We start from the raw sequence: 22,607 nt of genomic DNA, 5'->3' as shown, positions 1-22,607 counted from the left end.
TATGGATCTGGATCACGTTTTTGAGAATAATAAAAAATGGATTAAAGATAAGATTTCTGAAAACCAAAACTACTTTGAAGATTTAGGCAAAGGTCAAAATCCAGAATTATTATTTATTGGCTGCTCAGACAGTCGAGTTACTTCAGAAGAGCTTATGGGCCTGGGGCCAGGCGATGTATTTGTGCATCGTAATATTGCCAATATGGTTACAGGAACCGATTTAAATGTGATGTCGGTTGTAGAATATGCTGTGGTGCACCTTAAAGTAAATCATGTTATTGTATGTGGACATTATGCCTGTGGTGGTGTAAAGGCTGCTATGCAATCTGAAGATTTAGGAATTTTAAATCCATGGTTACGTAACATTCGTGATGTATATCGTATCCATAAACAGGAATTAAATAGCATCGAAAATGAAGAAAAAAAATACGATCGATTGGTAGAATTAAATGTTCAGGAACAATGTGTAAATCTCATTAAAACGGCGGCCGTACAAAAGGCTTCCAGAGATCGGGGTTTAACTGTTCATGGCTGGGTTTTCGATATTCATACCGGTAAACTCATCGATTTAAAAATAGATTTCGAACGTATTTTAGATACAATTAGAGAAATATATCATCTCGATTAACAATTACAAGCCACTTTTAAAGTGGCTTTTTTGTTTCAGCGGTTTCGGGTGTCTTGTCATCCTCTAAATTTTCCTTTTTATTTAAAATATTAGGAAAAATGGTTGGCACTAATCCCTTTACAGGTTGGTAAAGTACAGAATCATTAATATCGTCTTCATTTGCAAAAGGCAAACTGTTATTTAAACTATCAAAAACAATTAAAATAACGCTTAAAATAAGTCCCAATTTTAAAGCCCCAAACACAGCCCCAGCGAGTTTATTAATAATGCCAAGAGCAGCAAAATCGGCTAGTTTTGTTAGGGCTTTACCCGCCAGGCTAATGGCCAGAATAATCACTACAAAAGTAATAGCAAAGGCCGTAATGTTAATGGTTTTTTCGTTCCATTCGGTTTTGTCTGTTAAGTACGTAGCAGCAAAATCGCTAAAATGAATCGCTCCATAAACACCAGCTATTAAAGCTACCAGCGATGCTACTTCAACAAAAAGGCCTTTCATAAAACCACGAATTAATCCAAAAAGCAAAACCGAAGCTAAAACAATATCAATAACACTCATATAAAACTAAAATTTATCAAATATAAGTTAACTTTGCGACTTTAAAATAACTGGAAATTCATTTTCAAAAAAAGCAAATGGCAAGAGACGAAGAATTAAAAAAACGCTGGGATTTATTGGTAGAAAAAATATCAAATCAATTTGCCGATGGTGACACCCTCGATTTAGATGCTATAATTTACCTCATTGGCGTGCAGGAACTCGGTCAGCCACATTTACAATTCAAAAAAGATCACAAATTAGATTTAATGCATATTGCAATTTGTAGGCTGTTAGAGCCCTACGGATACTACGAATTTGATTTTTACGATGAAGATAAATGGCCTCATTACAAAGTAAAAGCGCAGTTGCCTAACCTAAAGGCAGGCGAACAAAGTGTTTTAATGAAAGAAGCCATTGTTAACTATTTCGTAGAAACGAAATATATAGATTAGTTTTTGGGCGTTACTTTTTGAGAAAAACAAAAAGTCAGGCTTTCCGCTATATCTTTTTACAAAAAAGTAAAAAGGATGCCGCTGCAATCCTTAACGCAAATCCCAATAAATTGATTAAATTTGCCATCATTTTAAGTATGTTATGATAGATAAGATAAAAGAGCTAATAGCCGAAGCAGAAGCATTTACAGCACAAACTAAAGAAGAAGTTGAAGCTTTCCGTATTAAATATTTAGGTAAAAAAGGATTGTTAAACGACTACTTTGCAGAGTTTAAAAACGTTGCAAACGAGCATAAAAAAGAATTCGGACAAACCATAAATACGCTTAAAAAAACCGCCGAAGCTAAAGTAAACGCTTTAAAAGAAGAACTAGAAAGTAAAGAAGAAGTAAAAGGTGTTTATGGCGATTTATCGCGCCCAGGAGAACCTGTATCGCTTGGTGCACGTCATCCTATATCTATTGTAAAAAATCAAATTATCGATATTTTTTCTAACATTGGTTTTAACGTTAGTGAAGGCCCGGAAATAGAAGACGACTGGCATAATTTTACAGCTTTAAACTTGCCAGAATACCATCCGGCGCGCGACATGCAGGATACTTTTTTTATTCAAACCAACCCCGATGTGTTGTTGCGTACACACACCAGTTCTGTACAAGTACGTTATATGGAAAATAACCAACCACCTATAAGAACCATTTCACCAGGTAGAGTGTATAGAAACGAAGCTATTTCGGCACGTTCTCACTGTTTTTTCCATCAATTAGAAGGGTTATATATTGATAAAGATGTAAGCTTTGCAGACTTAAAACAAACGCTTCAATACTTTACAACACAACTTTTTGGGAAATCGAAAATACGTTTAAGGCCGTCTTATTTTCCATTTACAGAACCAAGCGCAGAGATTGATGTGTATTGGGGTTTAGAAACCGAAACCGATTATAAAATTACCAAAGGAACCGGTTGGTTAGAAATTGGTGGTTGTGGTATGGTAGATCCTAATGTTCTGGAAAACTGCAAAATAGACTCTAAAGAATATTCTGGTTTTGCTTTTGGTGTGGGTATCGATCGTATTGCCATGTTATTGCATCAAATAGGCGATATTCGTTTGTTAAGTGAAAACGATGTACGTTTTTTAGAGCAGTTTAAAAGCGCGCTTTAATTGAATTAAAAAAGAGGATTTTTTATTGAAAACGTCTTGTAAGCCAATAAATATTTAACGGCAATCGACTTGTACGGACTCCAATTATTTGAAATATTTGTTATTTGTGATTTTAACTTATAATCTGGATTTAATTTATAAAGGTTAGTCATTATTTGTTTTAAATGAAAATCGTCAATCGGGATGATATTTGGTCGGTCTAAAGTGTAAAGCAGAATCATGTCGATAGTCCATGTACCAATACCTTTAATTTTTGAGAGTTTATTGGTAATTTCTTCATTTGAAAGCATCTCCCATTCCACACGATTATCCTTCCAAAAATCTATTATATGAGAAAGAGTTTCATATTTTTTATCAGATAGTTTAATTGTTGATAGTCCTTTTTCTTCAAAAACAGAAAAATTCTCGGTAGTTAAACTTGTTATTGCTGCTTTTTCAAGTAATTTTTTAAAAATATTTTTTGTGCTTCTGTAATGAATTTGCTGTTCAACAACACAACTTATCAAGTCGTGAAAAATATTTTTGGTACTTAGAATATCAGGATATGGAACCGCTTCAATAATTTTTTTAATTACAGGGTCTTTTTTCTTTAAATATGTATAAGCCTCAGTTTTCATATTGATAACAAATTTAAAAATACTTTAAATGGTATTGTTCATGGCAATGTGTTAATTTTGACACATAATTAAAAGTTTTGAAATTACATTACCAAAATAGATGAAAAAAGATATCCAAATTCCTAAAGTTGAAGGTGTGTACGTTGCTATTGTAAATGAGTACAACGACATTTATAAAACCCAAGATTGGAACGCCTATATTATTAACGATAAAGCTGTCGATTTGGAAATGGTTATTATTGTAACCAGCGGTTATACCGAAGATAAAATAACCTCTACTTTTAGAAAGAAAATAGATCTTTTACCTAAAAAAAGTTATGCTAAAATTGAATTAATGCAAGAAGAACTTTTTGCGTTAAACAACACCTTTAAAGTGTCTTTTTTTGAAGGTAATGCGATGTTTGATAAAACCTATTTATTCAGAAAAAACACTATTAATTTAAAAGCCTTACAGCCCATTCCTTTAATGGAAGCTCGTGGTGTTTTGGTGAAATAATAAATTAATGCTAAAACAATTAATTAGTAGCAAATAAACAAAATCTGGATATAAACTAAGCCTTTTGCGGGTAGGTTGCGTTAGGGATTGAGCAATTGTTGGAGCTCCTCGCAGAGAGCGACTTGCGAAAGCCCGACCCTTGGGTAACGCCCTGTTAATCTAACTTTTCGGTTAATTTTTTAAATACTTTTTTAGGTTCTTTGTTTTCGTAAAGTATTTCGTAAACGGCATTTATAATGGGTAAACGCGTTTTGTTTTTGTTTTTTAAGTTAAGTAAATGGGCGCTTTTTGTGGCGTAATAACCTTCGGCAACCATACTCATTTCCATTTGTGCCGATTTTACGGTGTAGCCCTTTCCAATCATGTTACCAAACATGCGATTTCTAGAAAAAACCGAGTAACCTGTAACTAATAAATCGCCCAGATAAGCCGAGTTGTTTATGTTGCGTTTCATTTTGTGCATTTTTTTAATGAAACGTTTCATTTCGCGAATGGAATTACTCATGAGTACGCTTTGAAAATTATCGCCATAACCCAAACCGTGGGCAATACCAGCGGCAATGGCGTAAATATTTTTTAGCATAACGGCGTATTCTACACCAATAATATCGTCGCTAATTTTTGTTTTTATGTAATCGCTGCTTAAACTATGGGCAATGGCTTTTGCTTTTAATTGGTCTGAACACGAAATGGTTAGGTACGATAAACGCTCGAGCGCTACCTCTTCGGCATGGCATGGGCCTGCAATAACTGCAATATTATCGTAAGGGACATTGTAAACTTCATGAAAATGTTCGCCTACCAGCAAACCGGTTTCTGGCATAATACCTTTTACGGCCGATACGATGGTTTTACCAGAAATATCAATATTTAATTTTTCTAATTCGCTATGTATAAATGCCGAAGGAATTACAAATATTAAAACATCGGCATAATTAGCGATGTCATTTATATCGTTGCTTAGCTTTAATTGTTCTAAGTGAAATTCTACCGAGCTTAAATAATTGGGGTTATGTTGTTCTTTTAATAAATGTTCTTTGGTGTACACACTGCGCATGTACCAACCAATTTCATTTAAATTTTCAGACAGCATTTTTACAATGGCTGTAGCCCAACTGCCTGCTCCAAAAACCGCATATTTTAATGGTTTACTCATAAATAGTTTAAAATTCTACACATCAAAAGTACATAAAATATTAGTGATTGTTAAATGAACAAATTATTAAGAAATTTTTTTTGGCACACGTTTTGAAACTCCAACCATAGAAACCATTAAAATTGATTGATTATGAAGACTATAAAATTACTTTTAAGCTTTGCTTTAACAGCCACACTATTTACTTCTTGCTATACCGAAGTTACCGAGGTTATAACCATACAGGAAGAACCACAAATATCTTTAAACCAATTATTAAACTCATACGAAATTTGGTATGTAGATATTAATAAAACCGTAGGTTATGGTACAACCCCATTTTTACAAAAGGCTTTTACAGTTTCTTTTAGAAATGGTGCTTTATATGCCAATAACAATATTGTAGGTATTGGAACCAATGGTAATGGTTTTGGTATTAATGTTGGAAATTACGATGCGTATGATATGATTTTAGATGTGTACCATAAAATTGATGCTTTTGAAACTTTTGATGTTTTTCAAGTAGATAATAAAACCATTGAACTTTACAATCCGAAAAACGATACTTCGTATTTTTTAAACGGTTCGCAACGTAGTAACTTCGATTACGACTTTGTATTCTACGACAATATTCATTATTTCTTGCAAGAGTATAATGCCTGAGAAAAGGTTTATACCAGCGCCTATGGTAAATTAAACGAGTTTGATAATGAAAACTATTTACAGTTTTTAGCTGCTGGAAATGACTCTGAATTTAGAAGTTCGCAAGATGTTTCGGGAACTGCTGTTAGTAATTTGTTTTGGGATTATACCGGTGTTTATGGTGTTGGTGATGTTGCCGATGATTTCTATTTAAAAACTTTAACATTAGATTATGATTTCTTCGACAATGAATACTTCGAGTTGAGCGTTATTAATGACAGCAAGATAGAATTGTATCATCCAAATTCTGGAACGGCTTATGAGTTTGTTGGTAGAGGTTATATTCAATTTATGAAACAAACAAATACAAAAACGAAATCGAGCGCAACAACAGATAAATTGCGTAAAGAAAGAAAAGATAAAGTTGAAAACCCAAGAACAAGTACTAGGGCATAAAATAAAAATTTTTTGGTTGGTTATTTAGGTGAAAAACCGTTTAAAGACAAGTGCTTTAGGCGGTTTTTCTGTTTCTATTTATAGAAATTCATTTCGTCGAGATATTTCCAAACATGTTCTGGAAACATGGGTTTAATATTTTTACCTTCTTTAATAGCGCTGCGTATAAAGGTTGAAGAAATTTGCATGATAGGCGCATTAATGCGGTGTATTTTTTCGTGACGATCGAAAGGGGTTTCTATGGTTTCGTTAGATATTCTGGGATACACATAAATATGATGGTTTTCTAGAATGACTTCGTGGTTTTTCCATTTATGGAAGCCTTCTAAATTGTCTTCACCCATAATAAGTGCAAACTCATGATTTGGGTATTTTTCTTGTAAATGTACAAGCGTATTTATGGTATAGCTTGGTTGTGGTAATTTAAACTCTATATCGCAAGGTTTTAAATGTTCGTAGTCTTGCGTGGCAAGATGCACCATTTCTAAGCGCTGATAATTATCTAAAAGGGTACTTTTCTTTTTAAAAGGGTTATGTGGTGTAACTACAAACCAAATTTCGTTTAAATCGCTGTATTGTTCTATGTGGTTTGCTATAATTAAATGCCCGATATGAATGGGATTAAAGGAGCCAAAATACAATCCAACTTTCATGAGTATTGTTTAAGAATTTATAAAGTCGCTAACCAGTTTTTCTGCTTTAATTAAGGCTTTATCTAACTCGTCGTTTACAACTATAACATCAAATAAAGGCGCTGTAGCGAGTTCTGCCGAAGCTTTTGCGACACGCATGTTTATTTTGTCTTCGGTTTCTGTTTGACGCTTTTTTAAACGAATTTTTAAATCGTCGATGCTTGGTGGTTTAACAAATATGGCAAGGGTTTGTTCTGGAAATTTTCGTTTTATGCGTAAGCCTCCCGAAACATCTATATCGAAAATAACGGTTTTACCCATAGCCCAAATGCGTTCTACCTCGCTTTTTAAGGTGCCATAAAAGTTATCGCGATATACTTCTTCCCATTCTAGAAAATCATCGTTTTTTATGTGTTTTTTAAAATCGTCCAGCGATAAAAAGTAGTAATCTTTACCGTGTACTTCGGTGCCACGTTTTTCTCTGGAGGTTGCAGATATTGAAAATTCTAAATTTAAATCTTTAATACCTAACAAATGTTTTACTATGGTTGTTTTACCCGATCCCGATGGTGCCGAAAACACGATAAGTTTCCCTGTATTTGTTAATCCTTCTTTCACTTGTAATGTAATATATTATAGAATGGTTTTAAAGCGCATTCAATAATTGTTCTTTTATTTTTTCTAATTCGTCTTTCATTTGCACAACAAGCTGCTGCATAGGTGCATAATTACTCTTAGACCCAATAGTGTTAATTTCTCGACCTATTTCTTGGCTAATAAAACCTAGTTTTTTTCCGTTAGAATCTTTAGAATTCATGGTTTCTAAAAAGTAGTTTAAATGGTTTTTTAAACGTACTTTTTCTTCGGTTATATCGAATTTTTCAATGTAAAACACCAATTCTTGTTCGAAACGGTTTTCGTCGTATTTTTCTTTTAATTCTTCAACACCTTTTAATAAACGCTCGCGAACCCCTTCAATACGTTCGGGATCGATGGCTATCACTTGTTCTAAAAGCGTATCAATGGTGTTAATACGAAGTTTAAAATCGGCTTCTAAAACTTCACCTTCATTTAAACGGTGGGTAATTAAATCGTTAACAGCTAAATTAATTTCGTTGTTAATAAGCTCCCATTCGTTTTCGTCTATTTCTTCACGAACCGTATTTAAAGCATCTGGAAAACGTACTGCCATTTTTAAAAGTTCGATAGCATCGCCATCTACAACTTGTTTTAATTGCTGCATGTATTGTTTAACTACGGGTGTATTAATTTGTGTAGAGGTATCTTCGGCTGTTGTTTCAACATAAATAGAGAAATCTACTTTGCCACGTTCTAGTTTTTCGGCTAGCAGTTTTCTAATAGCAAGTTCTTTTTCTCGGTAAATAGATGGCATTCTTGCATTTAAATCGAGACTTTTACTGTTAAGCGATTTTAGCTCAACTGTTACTTTTTTTGTAGGTAGTTGCAATACAGATTTTCCGTAACCTGTCATAGAATAAATCATAAATGCGTGTTTTAGGTTCACAAAGGTAACTAAAACCTTATAAGCAGTCTTGGTGTTGTTACAAAAAAATAGGAAAGGTATTAGTTAAGCAAATATTTTAAGCGACTGGTAATTGGGTGTAACTTGAAATTATTGGTATTATTTGCTTAATCAGGTATTTAAATTAATATGCTAAAAAAAGTAACGTTTTGTTATTTAACTTTAAAAAAAATACATAATTCTTTAAATTTTAACAAAACCTTAATAGGGTAAAGAGTTTTTTTATCGTCTTAACACTGATAGATGTTTTTTTATGATGTTAATTTTTTTTTGAGTTAGTCACTTTAAAAAATTAATATTTAAAGGGCTGTATAAAAGCAGCCCTTATTAATTTATTAAAACTATCTTAAAAAGATGAGAGTTTATAGTTAAAAACTTACATTTAACCTATAAAACAATTTTAAACCAAAATTTATGAAACGTATTTTATTTTTTGCTTTTTTTTTAAGTTTTTCACTTTCATTTAACGGATTTGCACAAACTATTAATTACAGCGAACCATTACCGGTAGACCAAACTATAAAAAAAGGGGTTTTACCAAATGGCATGACTTATTACATCAAGAGTACCGATGTTGTAAAAGATGCTGCAAGTTATTATATTATTCAAAATGTAGGGTCTGTTCTAGAAAACGAAGACCAACAAGGTTTAGCTCACTTTTTAGAGCATATGGCTTTTAACGGAACAAAAAACTTCCCAGGAAAAGGCATTTTAAATACACTACAAAAACACGGTGCCGTATTTGGTAAAGACATTAATGCATACACTTCTTTTGATGAAACAGTTTACAATTTAAACAACATACCAACTAAAGATGGGTTGGTAGATACTTGTTTAACTGTGTTAAAAGACTGGTCGAACTATTTATTGTTAACCGACGAAGAAATTGATGCCGAACGTGGTGTTATAAAAGAAGAATGGCGTACTCGCCAAAACGGTCAAATGCGTTTGTTTCAAACAAGTTTACCAATAACCTTCAATAAATCTAAATATTCAGAACGTTTACCAATTGGTTTAATGTCTGTTGTAGAAGGTTTTAAATACAAAGCTTTAAGAGATTTTTATCACGATTGGTATCGTACAGATTTACAAGCCATTGCTATTATTGGCGATGTAGATGTAGATGATATCGAAAAGAAAATTATAGCTAATTTTTCTGAAATTCCAGCCGTTGAAAATCCAAAACCACGCTACGTTGTAGATATTCCAGAAAATACCGGGATGTTATACAGTTTAGGTACAGACCCTGAGGTTTCTACCGCCAGTTTAAGTTTTGGTATTCGTCATAAAAAATCTTTAGATACTGAAACCGTTGGAGACTTAAAACGTTCTTTATTAGAGTCGATGGCAACAAGTCTTTTAACTGCAAGAATTTCAGAGCAAGCACAAAAACCAGACGCTTCATTTTTAGGAGCAGGGGTACGTTACAGCTCACTATCTAGAACTTCAGACGCACTTAGTGTTGGTATTTCTCCAAAACCAAATATGCAAAAAGAGGCTTTTAAGGAAGTTTTTACCGAAGTAGAACGTGCTGTAAGATATGGGCACATTGCATCTGAGGTAGAAAGAAGCATTACCCAAATAAAAACATCTTACGAAAATAAAATTTCTAAAAGAGATGATGCAAGTCATGGTCAAATAGAATGGGGTATTCAAAATAATTTCTTGTCTAACAGTACCATAACCGACGTAGAAAAGGAATACGAAATTGCTAAGTCAATTTTTAATACAATTACTCCAGAAGATGTTCACAATACTATAAAACGTTTATTTTCTAAAAACAACCGATATTTAAATGTAACGGGTGTTGAAGGTCAAGATAACCTAACCGAAGCTCAAGCAAAAGCGATTTTATCTGAGATAGAAAACGATAATAGCATCGAACCTTACACAGAATCTTTAGATGGTAAAACCTTAGTTTCAGATTTAGATATTAAATCTGGTAAAATAACCGAGACAAAACACAATAAAGAAATCGATGCTACAACCTTTATTTTAAGTAATGGCGTTAAAGTACATTATAAATTTGTAAACAAAGAGAAAGATAATGTTGTATTAACCGGAACTAGTTATGGTGGAACATCTCTATTAAGCGACGACGAATTACCTTCGGCCGATTTAATGTCGAGTTTACTTCAAATGTCTGGTTTAGGAGATTTTTCAGCAACCGATTTAAAAAAGGTTTTAGCGGGAAAAACAGCTAATGTAAGAGTTGGTCTAGGAGAAATTAACGAAAACATTTCTGGAACTTCAAACACCAAAGATGTAGAAACCATGTTACAAATGGTTCATGTATATTTTGTAAAACCACGTTTCGATGAGAAAGCATATAAAGTACTAGAAAGTAACATAAGCAACTATATTATTCGCAGAAGCAAAGATATTGGCGAGCAAATGAGAGATAGTTTAACAGTAGCTGTTTACGGAAAAAACAATCCTAAAGAACGTATTTTTAATCAGGATTATGTAAAAGATATTTCTTTCGAAAAGATTAAAAAAGTTTACAACGACCGTTTTGCTAATGTTTCAGATTTCGAATTCTTTATTATTGGAGATGTTGAAGAAGCAAATTTAAAACCACTTCTAGAAAAATATATTGCTAGTATTCCTACTAATAAAGTAAAAGAAGCTTATAAAGACAATGGTGCAGAGTGGGTGTCTTCTAAAATAGATGAAGATATTTATATTGCTATGGAAGATCCTAAAGCATCGGTAAATGTTGTGTACAAAAAAGAAATGCCATATTCTGTAGCAAATTCAATTTACACTTCTGCTTTAGGCGATATTTTACAATTAAGAGTTTTAGAAACTGTTAGAGAAGCCGAAGGTGGTGCGTATAGCCCAAGAGCTACAGCTAATTTTTCTAGAGAGCCAAAATCTCAGGTTTTTGTATCTTTTAGATTTGATTGTAATCCAGACATGGCCGATAAATTAGTTGATATTGTTAATGCCGAATTAGAAAAAATTGCAAACGGAACTATTAGTGACGACGATTTAAGTAAAACAAGAACGAACTTTATTAAAGAGCGTGAGCAGGCTAAAGATAAAAATGCTTATGATATGAGTGTGCTTACATCGTACTTTAGATATAACGAAAACATAAACGATCCTAAAAACTTTGAGAATATTGTTACTAAAATGACGAAAAAAGATATTCAAAAAATCGCAAAAGAAGTACTTAGCGCTGGAAAATCTTATGAAGTTGTTTTTAAACCAAAACAATAATTAAACGAATTAAAATAATGAAAAATTTAATTTTAGCATTTGCCATTCTAGCTTTTACTTCTGTTAGAGCTCAAATACTAGAACCCGTTACATGGTCTACATCTGTAATTAAAATATCAGATACCGAATACGATTTAGTAGCCACAGCATCAATAGATACTCATTGGCATTTATATTCGCAAAACGTACCAGAAGATGGGCCTATAGCAACAAGCTTTACTTTTAAAGGCAATGGCAGTTATCTAAAAAAAGGGAATACAACCGAAGAAACCGGTAAAACCATAGACGATCCTGTTTTTGGAATGAAAATTAAATTTTTCGAAAAGAAAGCAAATTTTAAACAACGCATTAAATTAAAAGGCAAAACACCATTAAAAATTGATGCAACAGTCGAGTTTATGGTTTGCGACGATAGTAGATGTTTGCCACCTACAGAAGTAGAATTAGTTTTCAATGTGAAATAAATTTGTAATACAAAATGAAGAAATTTCTTTTATTATTAAGTGTTTTTATAACATCGTTTCTAAGTCAAGCTCAAGTTTTAGAGCCTGTAAAATGGTCAACATCTGTTGAAAAAATATCCGATACGGAATATGAGTTGATTTCGAAAGCCACCATTGAAAAAGGCTGGCATTTATATTCTCAAACGGTTCCAGAAGACGGCCCTATTGCTACAACTTTTACTTACGATGATAGTGAAGGAAATTTCAAAATTTCAGGGAATACTTCAGAAGAAGAAGGTCACACGGTAGATGATCCTGTTTTTGGAATGAAAATTAAATTCTTCGAAAAATCGGCTACTTTCAAACAAAAAGTTAGTATTGAAGGCGATGTAAAAACCATTAACGCCTTTGTAGAGTTTATGGTTTGCGACGACACGAGATGTCTGCCACCTACAGAAGTCGATTTGGTTTTTAATGTATCAAACGAACCAAAAACAGCAATAACCGAAGTTAAACAGCAAAACACCGAAGATGCTGCTGTTAATACTGGCAATACCGAAGATAACCCAGCAGAAAAAGGACTTTGGTCTATATTTTTTATTGCGTTCTTTTCAGGTTTTGCAGCCTTATTAACGCCATGTGTATTCCCAATGATTCCTATGACGGTGAGTTTCTTCACCAAACAAAGTAAAACAAAAGCTGCGGGTATTAGAAACGCTATTATTTACGGGGTTTCTATTATTGTAATTTATGTTTTATTAGGGATTTTGGTAAGCTTAATTTTTGGTGCAGATGCATTAAATGCTCTGTCAACTAACGTTTGGTTTAATATTGCATTCTTTATTTTGTTATTAATTTTTGCAGCATCATTTTTGGGTGCTTTCGAAATTATGTTACCAAATAAGTGGGCAAATAAAGTAGATTCTCAAGCCGATAGAGGCGGGTTAATAGGCATCTTTTTTATGGCTTTAGCCTTGGCTATTGTATCGTTTTCTTGTACTGGGCCAATAGTAGGTACTTTGTTAGTACAAGCTGCGGCTGGTGGTAGTCAAACAGGGCCAATTGTTGGTATGCTAGGTTTTTCGTTAGCTATTGCTTTACCTTTTGCCTTGTTTGCAGCATTTCCTGGTTGGTTAAATTCATTACCAAAATCGGGTGGCTGGTTAAACACTGTAAAAGTGGTTTTAGGATTTTTAGAACTAGCACTGGCTTTTAAATTTTTATCGAATGCCGATTTAGTTTTACAAGCCCATTTATTAGAGCGCGAAGTATTTATAGCGATTTGGATTGCTATTTTTGGAGCCCTAGCATTCTATTTATTTGGGAAAATACAATTACCTCACGATTCGCCTGTAACCTATATTTCTGTTGGTAGATTAAGTTTAGGTTTGGTAGTTTTATCTTTTACCATTTATATGATTCCGGGTCTTTGGGGTGCACCTTTAAATTTAATAAGTGCTTTTCCACCACCACAACATTATAGCGAGTCGCCTTACGGCGTTGGATACACTAAAGTAGGCTCTTCTGCTGCAACAGCAAGTCATGATGCTTTGCCAGATGGAGCTCATTTAATGGCACCTCACGATATTTTAGCTTTTAACGATTACGACAAAGGTCTGGCATACGCTAAACAAGTTGGTAAACCGGTTATGATTGATTTTACTGGGCATGCTTGTGTAAATTGCCGAAAAATGGAGAATAATGTCTGGATAAAACCTCACATTTTAGATATCTTAAAAAACGATGTGGTGCTTATTTCTCTTTATGTAGATGATAAACGCCCATTAGCTGAAGGTGATGTGGTAGAGTCTAAATTAAATCCGGGTAAAAAACTGAAGTATATCGGACAAAAATGGAGTGAATTACAAACAATAAAATATAAAGCAAACACCCAACCCATGTATGTTTTAATGGATCATAACGAAGAAAATCTTATAGATCCTGTAGCATATACTCCAGATGTTGATGCCTATCACAACTGGTTAAAAACAGGTGTTTCAAACTTTAAATAGCAATAATTTTAATTGATATTTTTTCCTTTTTACAATAAATCACTTTGGTTTGGTTACCAAAGTGATTTTTTAAAAATCTTTGAGTATGAGTGTGATTAGTAATTTTATAAAAGAAACATTTGGGACTAAAGAAAAACCGTCTCAATTAGAAGCTTATTTCGCGCCCTTTAGACAGAATATTGTTGGTGTCGATACAGAATTTGAATCGCCTTACGGAACCAAAAAAATTATTTATGCCGATTGGACAGCCAGTGGTCGTTTATACAGACCTATTGAAGAAAAGCTGTTAAATATGATTGGTCCTTATGTAGCAAATACTCATACAGAAACATCTATAACAGGTAGCGTCATGACCCACGCCTACCATGATGCCAGAACAATAATTAAAAAGCATGTGAATGCTTCGCAAGATGATGTTTTAATTACCGTTGGCACAGGTATGACTGGTGCTATTAATAAGTTTCAGCGTATTCTAGGAATTAAATTAAACGAAAATTTAAAGGATCATACAGAAGTTCCAGCAGAAAAAAGACCTATAATTTTTGTGTCTCATATGGAACACCATTCTAACCAGACATCTTGGTTAGAAACCATAGCTAAAGTTGTTGTAATACCTTCTAATAGTGAAGGTTTACCTTGTATAGAAAGCTTAGAAAAGTTATTACAAGAATACAGCCAAACACCAATTAAAATAGCGGCAATAACAGGTTGCTCTAATGTAACAGGGATAAGAACAAATTACCACGATGTTGCTAAAATAATGCATCAAAATAATGGTTTGTGTTTTGTTGATTTTGCGTGTTCTGCACCCTATGTATCTATTAACATGCACCCAGAAGATGAAGATGCTTATTTAGATGCTATCACCTTCTCTCCGCACAAATTTTTAGGAGGACCTGGTACTTCTGGAGTATTAATTTTCAATAAAAAATTATATAAAAACTTAGTGCCAGATAACCCAGGTGGAGGTACTGTAAGTTATACAAACCCATGGGGAGACCACGATTATATCGACGATATTGAAACTCGTGAAGACGGTGGAACGCCAGGCTTTTTACAAGCCATAAGAATAGCCCTTTCTATACAGCTTAAGGAAGAAATGGGAGTTCAAAATATTTTAGATAGAGAGCACGAATTAAACAAAATCATTTTTAAAAGGCTTTCTAAGATTAAAAATCTAAAAATTTTAGCACCTGAGCACACCGACAGGCTAGGCGTTATTTCTTTTTACATAGAAAAAGCACATTACAATTTAATTGTTAAACTTTTAAACGATCGTTTTGGTGTTCAAACCAGAGGCGGCTGTTCGTGTGCAGGTACTTACGGGCATTATTTATTAAATGTAGATCAATTAACTTCTAAATCTATTGAAAAGAAGATTTTAGAAGGCTGCTTGGTAGAACGACCAGGATGGATTCGTATGTCGGTTCACCCAACCATGACTAACGCTGAGGTAGAGTTTATTTGTGAAGCAATAAAAGAAGTTGCCGAAAACTTTGAAACATGGGAAAGCGATTATACTTATAACGCCATTAAAAACGAATTTATACATAATAGCAATCCAAATATAGAAAGCAACATCACTAAAAACTGGTTTTAGGGAGCTTGCTTTTAATACAAAAACAAAACCCTGTTAATCATTTGATTAACAGGGTTTTTGTACACCATATAGATTTATTCTCGAACCAAACGTTAGAATTATTTCAAAATTTAGCTGAAGATTTCTGAAAACAAAAAACCTCCAACCAAAAAAGGTTGAAGGTTCTACTTGTACACTCTATTGACCTGTTCTCGAACCAAACCATCGATATATTCAAAAAATTGGCCGAGCAAAATTCGGATTAAAATCTCACTAGAATACAAAAAAATATTCCCAAGGATAAAAATTATTCTTGGGGATAAAAAAGTACACCAATTGGAAAGGATGTATAAACGAAGAAATCAATCAATAGATTTTCATAACATTGAAAGGGGTAATGTTTTGTTGCTTATGATAAAGAACTGAAAGTTCACTAAAAAAATTAAGAAATAGGTCCTCATTTGATCTCAATAGCTCTTTGAAAATGTGACTATGCCATTTTATTGTTTTACGTTTTAATGTATCTTCGCTCTCATGTTAGAACCCCATTCAGCATGTTATTCGAAAAACATTAAAACTACTTCAATAGGATAACCTATTTACATTCTTTTTAAAATTGACATAAAACATGCTCAAAATCGGATTTATTCCGATTATACATGTGATATATTACATATTTTCATTATTTTTGATTTGGTCAATCGGATAATTTCCGATCATTACGCACATTTATGACAGTATGGATTTTAGAACAATCATTAAGGGGTATACCGAAGCGCCTATATCCAGACATTTAATTCTGGAACTGCTGAACAGGTACAAAAGCCCAAATGACAAGATCAGTGAACTGCTCAAGAGCAAGGAGCTTATTTCCATCAGAAGGGGACTCTACACTATCGGACCTAAAATGGACCTGCCATCACCTGGACCGTTTCTGATAGCGAACCACCTTAGGGGACCTAGTTACGTATCCTTGGAATCTGCCTTATCCCATTGGAACATGATATCGGAAAGGGCCTATGAAATAAGTTCCGTAACCACAAAGACCTCAAAAACCTATAAAACACCGGTTGGACGATATAGCTACAGACAATTGAGGACGCCTTATTACGCCTATGGAATAAAAAAACTGGAGTATTCGCCCAAGCAGACGGTGTTGATTGCCTCACGTGAAAAGGCTCTGTGCGATAAAATCGTGATGACACCGAAAATAAACCTCAGAAGCACAAAGCAGACAATGGACTTTCTAACAGAGGACCTTCGAATCGACATTGAGGCATTGGGGACATTGGATACGGAAATTATGGAATCCTGGATTGAAAATGCCCCCAAAAGGAACAGTTTAAAATGCTCATTAAAACCCTGATGGAACTATGATAAAAGAGTAGATAGAAGAATACGCCCCTCAAAATGAGGAGGAGATATTATACGCGTTGCGGGAAATAATGCAGGAGATTACCTTGGCGGCACTATCGAGGACAGATTTTTTTGAGAAAGCGGCATTTTATGGGGGAACCACCCTCCGAATCCTTTACGGATTGGACAGATATTCTGAGGACCTGGACTTTTCCCTTCTCAGGCCAGATCCCAGCTTTTCAATCGAGCCATATTTTAAAGCCATAACAGAAGAGTTTGAATCCCTGGGGCTGACCGTTAGCATCAGGGAAAAGAAAAAAACAGACAGCCATTGAATCGACCTTTCTAAAGGCCGAAACGATATGGCAGGAAATCGTTCTGGAGGACGTTATCGAAAAAACAGGGGTACGTTCCAATAGGACCCTAAAAATTAAAATAGAGGTCGATAGACGGCCTCCATTGAATTTCCAAACAGAAGAAAAACTATTGCTCCGTCCATTTTCATTCTATGTCAAATGCTTCGCCAAACCCAGTCTGTTTGCAGGAAAGTTGCACGCTTTACTGTTCAGAGAGTGGAAAAACAGGGTCAAGGGGAGGGACTGGTATGACCTGGAGTGGTACATTAAAAAGGGAATCCCACTGGATATCAATCATTTCCTGGCAAGTGCAAGGGATACAGACAATTGGAAAGAGGACAGTATTTCCTGGGAACAGATTATTGAACTGTTGGAAAGGAAAATTGAATCGGTCTCCTTTAGTGGTATTAAGGAGGATGTGGTCAGGTTCATCAAGGACGATGGGGCCTTGACTATTTGGGGCCAGCAATACTTCAAGGACTTGGTGGCCAAGATGAAATTTGAAAATTACTGATTCAATTGGAAGGATTGACTCTAAATACAGCAAAACAAAAAATATTCCCAAGGATAAAAAATTATTCTTGGAAATAACAAGTACACTCTATTAACCTGTTTTAAAAACAAAATCTAGATTTTTTGGCTTCTTTTTTTTGATATTTTTAAAAATCTGTTAGAAGAGTAAAAAGATAATTTAGTGCTTTTAAGTAGTTTTAAAACTTGTCGTTTTCTAATTTTATATGAACTAAAATGCCTCATTAACCCTAAACAAGAATTAACAACAGCTAAAATGTCATTTTGTGTTTAACTTGTTGTGTTTTTTATTAGAGTGAATTTATGGTTTTTAGCGTAAAAATTGCCTTTTGTTTTATTTCCAATATAAACTCTTCCAGGCTTTAAATTGGCACCTAAAAACTGAACTCCTTTTTTATAGTGTTGCAAGTATATTTTCTTTGGATGAAGTTCTAAGTTTAAGTCACCTGATAATTTGTGTTTTATGACTAGAATTATTTTTTTCAATATCTTTTTATCATTTGAACAAATAATAAAATCGTCAACATATCTTCCGTAGTACTTAATTTTCAACTCATCTTTAACAAAAGAATCAAAATCATGCATGTAGAAATTTGCAAATACCTGACTCGTTAAGTTCCCTATGGGAAGACCGTGGACTGATTTAGAATAAAATAAAGATTTGTTCTTTGGAAGCCCATCCCAATTTTTTAAAACTCCCCAATTTAATAGCTCCCTCTACTGGATTATTTAAAATAATTGTTGTGCATAAATATTTTATTAGGGCTTTGTCTTTTTTATGGTAATTGAGCTCAATAAAATTTAAAACTTTTGCGAGCAATATTTCTCTACTGATAGACATAAAAAATCCAGAAATGTCTAGTTTTAATACATAACAGTCTTTGGTGTATTTATGTGAACAATTATATATGTGGTCAAAAATTCTTTTTACACCATAGAGCGTACCTTTTCCTTTTCTACAAGCATAACTATCTGTTATAAAAACGGATTCAAACAGCGGGTTTATACGCTGCATTAAAAAATGATGGATGACTCTATCTCTAAAATGAGCTGCAAAAATTTCCCTTTTTAATGGTTTGTTTACAATAAAAACAGAATAAGGACTTGGCTTATAACTTCTATTTATTAATTCATCACAAAGCAATAATAAGTTCTGTTCAAGATTTTTTTTAAACTTAATGGTCTGCGGTTTTTTACGCTTTCCTTTAGAGCAGCGTAAGTATGCCTTGTAAAGTTGTTTAAATAATTCTATGTCTCCCATTTACTAAAAAAAGCCTCTTTTATTAAAAAGAGGCCTTCTATTTAAGTCCCTAACAAAACGCACTGAAAAGCCGTTTTGCTTGTTGTTGTTCCTGTTTAGGTTACTGTTATTGTTGTTCAGGTTGCGGTTCCATGCGTTATTTGTATTGTTATCACTGGAACTCCAAAAGATCGCATTGTTACCCTCATTATTGAACGAACCATTGTTGTTACGGTTACCCTCAGGGAAGCACCAATAAATTGTAGTCACTTTTGTATTTGCTATTAAAAACAGCGGACTACCGGATTTAAACTAACACACTTTTTATTGCCTTGACAACAAAAACTCTGGTTATTTCATTTCAAACTCTTTTTCCAGCCTGTAAGTTGTTTTGATATATTCTCTGTTAAAATACTTATTTGTGCATAACGCTTTAAGCTTAATTGTTTTAAATCTTTTAAAACTCTTAAAAGTAGCCTAACAAGTTCAATCTTATCTATAGCTAACAAGATACATAATTTTTTGTTTTTCCCATCAGCAGTTGATGATTTAAAAACCAACAACATCATATCAAGTGTTTCTGACTTTAGACGCTCACCAATGGTATATTTATAATCTCTTGAAAGCGGATTACTATATTCATACACCAACAACAGTAAATCATAGCTGGCTTTGTAAACAGGCAAATCGCTGTATGTTCTCACAAAAATAAATTTTAAGCGCCTTACGGCGCTGATTTTAAAGACGGGGCTGCTTTTAGCAGCAGCCCCTTAAAGAGTCAAGGGTCAAGATTTTAATCCCTAACAAAACGCACTGAAAAGCCGCCCTGCTTGTTGCTGTAGTACCTGTTCAGGTTACTGTTATAGTCGTCCAGGCCGCGGTCCCACGCGCTATCTGCACTGCCACCACTGGAACTCCAAAAGATCGCATCGTTACCCTCACTGTAGAACGAACCATCGCTGTTACGGAAACCCTCAGGGAAGGCGTTAAAGCCGCTGCTGTTGTTTAAGCTTTGGTTGTTGCCTGATGCTCCAGCATTTGTTGAACTATTCCAGCCTGTGGTTGAGGCCATCGACTTGGCTATTTTGTTGCCTGTAATGGTGCCGTCATAGTTATAACCATTGGCAATAAGGTAGTTTTCAAGAGTTGTCCACTCGGCATCTGTGGGTACGTGCCAACCCTCTGGTGCAAATTCTTTGTTTGGTGTGTTGGGGTCTGTATCGTGTATGCCTGCTACCACGTACCAATTATACAACTTGCCTTTGGTTGGATCGTTATCGTAATAGCACCAAGCACCTGTGCTGAGGTTGCTCCACGCCGTTGGGTCTGTAACTTGAGGAATTGGCGTGCCATCTCTAAAGGTTACCATTTCTGCGTTTTCTACCGTCCAAACTTGGTCTCCGTAAGTAAGGTAATCATAAGAATTGCCGTCTATGTCTGTGACCGAGGTTGGCTGCAAAGCATCTATTTGTTCTTGAAGGCTAGAAATTAAAGCATCTACTTCTGCTTGAGTATAAGTGTTTGAAACGCTGTTTAAAACCTCCGTGTCAACATATGCCTTTGTCACTGCATCATGAGCATCTGTAGGGTCTTGTAAATCTTTTATCTGCTGGTTGTTGGCAGAATTATTTTCAGCAAGTACAGTTTCTAAATTAGGTGTTGTTGGTATGCTGTTGCCACTGTTTTCAGCATATAGTGCAAAAGGAACGCTTAGTAGTTGTGTGGTACCCATAGCCACATAGCCACTGCCCGTATCGAGTTCTATGCCTAAATAATAACTTCCTAAAGACCAATCTATACTTGAAAAGGTACTGTGGTGGCTGTGCCTTGGCCAATAACAAGGGTAACCTGTCCCAAATCATCCGTAGGTACATAGTGCACTTCAGTGAATACAGGAAGGCTTGTTTGAGAACCCTACATGATGTTAAACTTAAAATACACATTGGTGTTTACGATTAAATCGCCAGCACTGTTTCTAACCGTAGCTTGGTAGTTAAAACCTTGTGGGGCTTGGGCTTAGAGTTGTGTTAGGGATGCTATGACGATACATAGTACGATGTAAAAGGTTTTCATTTTTTAATGATTTTATAAGTATTGATCTTTTTTGAATCTTTTGCCGTGACTGTCACTAAGTAAGTGCCTGAAGTGAGAGTATCTAAACTGAGTGCCTGCTCTTTTTGGTGTACCGTTCTTAGAATTTGCTTTCCGTTGATATCGGAAATAATGACATCAAAATCCTGCTCTGTGGGATGCGTGATATACAAGGCTTCTGTAACCGGGTTTGGATACAGTTTAACCTGAAGTGTTAGCTCTGGTGATTCCGAACTTAGTGTGGATAAATCCAATGATGGATAGTAGCCATTACCCAATTGGTAGGTAGCATCCTCATCGGTCATGGCACCTACAACCACTTCACCAGCTGTATAACTGAGTTTGTTGTTCCCGTTTTCTAAGGTTGCTCCTGCAACGCCTATAACCTGTTTGGAAAGGGTCTGGGAATTTGCACTAAAAGCAAGCAAAAGAAAAAAATGTAATAATGACATTTTAATCTTTTTGCGGTTTAAAAAAGTCTTTTTCATAATTAAAATTTATTTGGTTTAATAATCAGGACAGCCAAAACAATCGCGGTCGTTGCCAAAGTCATACGAAATGGAGAGTTCGTACACGCCACCAGTTCGGCCAATGTCTGTAATATTAAAATCGTAAGAATATCCAAATTTAAAGCCTTCCCATTCCATACCCATAAAAGCATTTATAGATGTTAAAAAATGACTGTTTGGATTTGTTTTTATAGGGTTGGTCGCTGCCAAGACCGCAAACGAAAACCGGTTGTAATCCACTCGAGCACCTAGATCCAATCTGTTGTATTCGCCTTGCATCATGGCATTGGCCAGAGCGTACACCATGGCCTCACTGCGGTATCCTGTAGGGATGTTTACAGAAGCGTGCAAGGACATAAACATATCCAAAGCTTCTTCACCCTCGTAGGTCATGCTAATATTGGGCTTGTTAAGGTGTTTTAAGGTGAAACCCACCCAAGAGTTTTCGTTATAGAACATCATGGACGAACTAAAATCAAAAAACAATCTGTTCTCATTTAGATTAATAGGATCCGAACTGGTTGGGTTAATAATGCCTTGATAAAGGTTAATTTGGTCCTCCAGTAAAAGATTCTGAAACCCAAAATCTCTAGAGCCCAACCCAAACGATAAACTCGGTCTAAAATACCACTCGTTGGAAATTTGGAGTTCGTGCACGTAATTGATGTTTACTTGGGTAAAATTATAACGGGTCGAAGTTTCCTTATGGTTTAGGACACTGACGCCCAAGCCGCTATCAACTTCCTCAAACCAATTGTCTACAAATGCAAATTGGGTGTTGATGCTGAAATTGAGTCCGGGCCATTGAGTCCTATGTATGATTCCTGCACGCGTTGTTTTCTTTCCGCCAGTAAAGCTAGAGCTTAGTGTTTCGGGAATCATAAAGAACTGGGTAAAAACAGGATCTTGGGCCCATCCTTTAATGGAAAATAAAAAGAATACGATTATTAATGTCTTTTTCATA

Annotated in this window: 26 protein-coding genes; 13 read left to right on the top strand and 13 right to left on the bottom strand. The window is 34.7% G+C overall.

Features of this window, described 5'->3' with window-relative positions; all coding sequences use genetic code 11:
• Position 1: 1 nt before the first annotated feature.
• The gene (locus AW14_RS04480) at positions 2 to 628 is read left to right on the top strand and encodes a carbonic anhydrase (RefSeq protein ID WP_044637728.1); all 627 of its coding nucleotides are present in this window, start codon (positions 2 to 4) and stop codon (positions 626 to 628) included.
• A 16-nt stretch (positions 629 to 644) separates the two neighbouring features.
• On the opposite strand, the gene AW14_RS04475 is transcribed toward AW14_RS04480, so the two are convergent.
• Positions 645 to 1,184: a CvpA family protein gene (locus tag AW14_RS04475; RefSeq protein ID WP_044637727.1), complete on the bottom strand. Its 540-nt coding sequence runs from the start codon at positions 1,182 to 1,184 to the stop codon at positions 645 to 647.
• A 77-nt stretch (positions 1,185 to 1,261) separates the two neighbouring features.
• Here AW14_RS04475 and AW14_RS04470 point away from each other — a divergent pair, with 77 nt between their 5' ends.
• Complete coding sequence (locus AW14_RS04470; protein ID WP_044637726.1) at positions 1,262 to 1,618, top strand: hypothetical protein; 357 nt, start codon at positions 1,262 to 1,264, stop codon at positions 1,616 to 1,618.
• Positions 1,619 to 1,760: 142 nt separating this feature from the next.
• Positions 1,761 to 2,780, top strand: a complete 1,020-nt coding sequence (pheS, locus tag AW14_RS04465) for a phenylalanine--tRNA ligase subunit alpha (protein WP_044637725.1) — start codon at positions 1,761 to 1,763, stop codon at positions 2,778 to 2,780.
• Positions 2,781 to 2,785: 5 nt separating this feature from the next.
• Here the strand turns inward: pheS and AW14_RS04460 are convergent, their stop codons facing one another.
• Positions 2,786 to 3,397 carry a DNA-3-methyladenine glycosylase family protein gene (locus AW14_RS04460; protein ID WP_044637724.1) on the bottom strand — a complete coding sequence of 204 codons (612 nt, stop codon included), beginning with the start codon at positions 3,395 to 3,397 and terminating at the stop codon, positions 2,786 to 2,788.
• 100 nt (positions 3,398 to 3,497) lie between these two features.
• Between AW14_RS04460 and AW14_RS04455 the strand changes: the two genes are divergently transcribed.
• Positions 3,498 to 3,893 carry a hypothetical protein gene (locus AW14_RS04455; RefSeq protein ID WP_044637723.1) on the top strand — a complete coding sequence of 132 codons (396 nt, stop codon included), beginning with the start codon at positions 3,498 to 3,500 and terminating at the stop codon, positions 3,891 to 3,893.
• Positions 3,894 to 4,047: 154 nt separating this feature from the next.
• On the opposite strand, the gene AW14_RS04450 is transcribed toward AW14_RS04455, so the two are convergent.
• Positions 4,048 to 5,049 (bottom strand): NAD(P)H-dependent glycerol-3-phosphate dehydrogenase, encoded by a 1,002-nt coding sequence (locus tag AW14_RS04450; protein ID WP_044637722.1) that lies wholly within the window; start codon positions 5,047 to 5,049, stop codon positions 4,048 to 4,050.
• Between the two features lie 132 nt (positions 5,050 to 5,181).
• Between AW14_RS04450 and AW14_RS15235 the strand changes: the two genes are divergently transcribed.
• A complete protein-coding gene (locus AW14_RS15235; RefSeq protein ID WP_316930056.1) occupies positions 5,182 to 5,691 on the top strand; it encodes a hypothetical protein in 510 nt (169 codons plus the stop codon).
• A 132-nt stretch (positions 5,692 to 5,823) separates the two neighbouring features.
• Positions 5,824 to 6,126: a hypothetical protein gene (locus AW14_RS15230; RefSeq protein ID WP_316930055.1), complete on the top strand. Its 303-nt coding sequence runs from the start codon at positions 5,824 to 5,826 to the stop codon at positions 6,124 to 6,126.
• A 74-nt stretch (positions 6,127 to 6,200) separates the two neighbouring features.
• Here the strand turns inward: AW14_RS15230 and nadD are convergent, their stop codons facing one another.
• From nadD to AW14_RS04430, 3 genes are read right to left on the bottom strand one after another with little or no spacing between them, the layout of a single operon-like run.
• Positions 6,201 to 6,779, bottom strand: a complete 579-nt coding sequence (nadD, locus tag AW14_RS04440) for a nicotinate (nicotinamide) nucleotide adenylyltransferase (RefSeq protein ID WP_044637721.1) — start codon at positions 6,777 to 6,779, stop codon at positions 6,201 to 6,203.
• Positions 6,780 to 6,788: 9 nt separating this feature from the next.
• A complete protein-coding gene (gene gmk, locus AW14_RS04435; RefSeq protein ID WP_044637720.1) occupies positions 6,789 to 7,376 on the bottom strand; it encodes a guanylate kinase in 588 nt (195 codons plus the stop codon).
• Positions 7,377 to 7,404: 28 nt separating this feature from the next.
• Positions 7,405 to 8,262, bottom strand: a complete 858-nt coding sequence (locus tag AW14_RS04430) for a YicC/YloC family endoribonuclease (protein ID WP_044637719.1) — start codon at positions 8,260 to 8,262, stop codon at positions 7,405 to 7,407.
• Positions 8,263 to 8,715: 453 nt separating this feature from the next.
• Here AW14_RS04430 and AW14_RS04425 point away from each other — a divergent pair, with 453 nt between their 5' ends.
• From AW14_RS04425 to AW14_RS15180, 7 genes are all read left to right on the top strand, one after another.
• On the top strand, positions 8,716 to 11,526 hold the full coding sequence (locus AW14_RS04425) for a M16 family metallopeptidase (RefSeq protein ID WP_044637718.1): 2,811 nt from the start codon (positions 8,716 to 8,718) through the stop codon (positions 11,524 to 11,526).
• Positions 11,527 to 11,543: 17 nt separating this feature from the next.
• Complete coding sequence (locus AW14_RS04420; RefSeq protein WP_052647433.1) at positions 11,544 to 11,990, top strand: protein-disulfide reductase DsbD domain-containing protein; 447 nt, start codon at positions 11,544 to 11,546, stop codon at positions 11,988 to 11,990.
• Positions 11,991 to 12,004: 14 nt separating this feature from the next.
• Positions 12,005 to 13,981 (top strand): protein-disulfide reductase DsbD family protein, encoded by a 1,977-nt coding sequence (locus AW14_RS04415; RefSeq protein ID WP_044637716.1) that lies wholly within the window; start codon positions 12,005 to 12,007, stop codon positions 13,979 to 13,981.
• Positions 13,982 to 14,066: 85 nt separating this feature from the next.
• A complete protein-coding gene (locus AW14_RS04410) occupies positions 14,067 to 15,581 on the top strand; it encodes an aminotransferase class V-fold PLP-dependent enzyme (RefSeq protein ID WP_044637715.1) in 1,515 nt (504 codons plus the stop codon).
• Between the two features lie 718 nt (positions 15,582 to 16,299).
• A complete protein-coding gene (locus AW14_RS04405) occupies positions 16,300 to 16,926 on the top strand; it encodes a type IV toxin-antitoxin system AbiEi family antitoxin domain-containing protein (protein WP_044637714.1) in 627 nt (208 codons plus the stop codon).
• Between the two features lie 79 nt (positions 16,927 to 17,005).
• Complete coding sequence (locus AW14_RS15295) at positions 17,006 to 17,251, top strand: nucleotidyl transferase AbiEii/AbiGii toxin family protein (protein WP_218915999.1); 246 nt, start codon at positions 17,006 to 17,008, stop codon at positions 17,249 to 17,251.
• Positions 17,247 to 17,786 carry a nucleotidyl transferase AbiEii/AbiGii toxin family protein gene (locus AW14_RS15180; protein WP_218916004.1) on the top strand — a complete coding sequence of 180 codons (540 nt, stop codon included), beginning with the start codon at positions 17,247 to 17,249 and terminating at the stop codon, positions 17,784 to 17,786. Before AW14_RS15295 ends, AW14_RS15180 begins: the two co-directional genes overlap by 5 nt.
• A gap of 287 nt (positions 17,787 to 18,073) precedes the next feature.
• Here AW14_RS15180 and AW14_RS15175 read toward each other — a convergent pair whose 3' ends face one another.
• The 7 genes from AW14_RS15175 to AW14_RS04375 all read right to left on the bottom strand — a co-directional run bounded on the left by AW14_RS15175 (position 18,074) and on the right by AW14_RS04375 (position 22,606).
• Positions 18,074 to 18,427, bottom strand: coding sequence for an RNA-directed DNA polymerase (locus AW14_RS15175; protein WP_084708765.1), 354 nt, complete (start codon positions 18,425 to 18,427; stop codon positions 18,074 to 18,076).
• A 19-nt stretch (positions 18,428 to 18,446) separates the two neighbouring features.
• Positions 18,447 to 19,064: a reverse transcriptase domain-containing protein gene (locus AW14_RS15170; RefSeq protein WP_052647431.1), complete on the bottom strand. Its 618-nt coding sequence runs from the start codon at positions 19,062 to 19,064 to the stop codon at positions 18,447 to 18,449.
• A gap of 3 nt (positions 19,065 to 19,067) precedes the next feature.
• Positions 19,068 to 19,313, bottom strand: coding sequence for an FISUMP domain-containing protein (locus tag AW14_RS15290; RefSeq protein ID WP_169744653.1), 246 nt, complete (start codon positions 19,311 to 19,313; stop codon positions 19,068 to 19,070).
• A gap of 86 nt (positions 19,314 to 19,399) precedes the next feature.
• Positions 19,400 to 19,747, bottom strand: a complete 348-nt coding sequence (locus AW14_RS04390; protein WP_044637713.1) for a four helix bundle protein — start codon at positions 19,745 to 19,747, stop codon at positions 19,400 to 19,402.
• Positions 19,748 to 19,836: 89 nt separating this feature from the next.
• Positions 19,837 to 20,775: a fibrobacter succinogenes major paralogous domain-containing protein gene (locus AW14_RS04385; RefSeq protein WP_154662117.1), complete on the bottom strand. Its 939-nt coding sequence runs from the start codon at positions 20,773 to 20,775 to the stop codon at positions 19,837 to 19,839.
• 337 nt (positions 20,776 to 21,112) lie between these two features.
• Positions 21,113 to 21,622 (bottom strand): T9SS type A sorting domain-containing protein, encoded by a 510-nt coding sequence (locus tag AW14_RS04380; protein WP_044637712.1) that lies wholly within the window; start codon positions 21,620 to 21,622, stop codon positions 21,113 to 21,115.
• Between the two features lie 18 nt (positions 21,623 to 21,640).
• Entirely contained in the window at positions 21,641 to 22,606 is a 966-nt protein-coding gene (locus tag AW14_RS04375) for a PorP/SprF family type IX secretion system membrane protein (RefSeq protein ID WP_044637711.1), read from the bottom strand.
• Position 22,607 lies beyond the last annotated feature (1 nt).

This window comes from Siansivirga zeaxanthinifaciens CC-SAMT-1 (genome assembly GCF_000941055.1).
GTDB classification, from domain to species: Bacteria; Bacteroidota; Bacteroidia; order Flavobacteriales; family Flavobacteriaceae; genus Siansivirga; species Siansivirga zeaxanthinifaciens.
The sequence above is the reverse complement of the archived record's forward strand: the minus strand, read 5'-3'. Positions and strand labels throughout refer to the sequence as shown.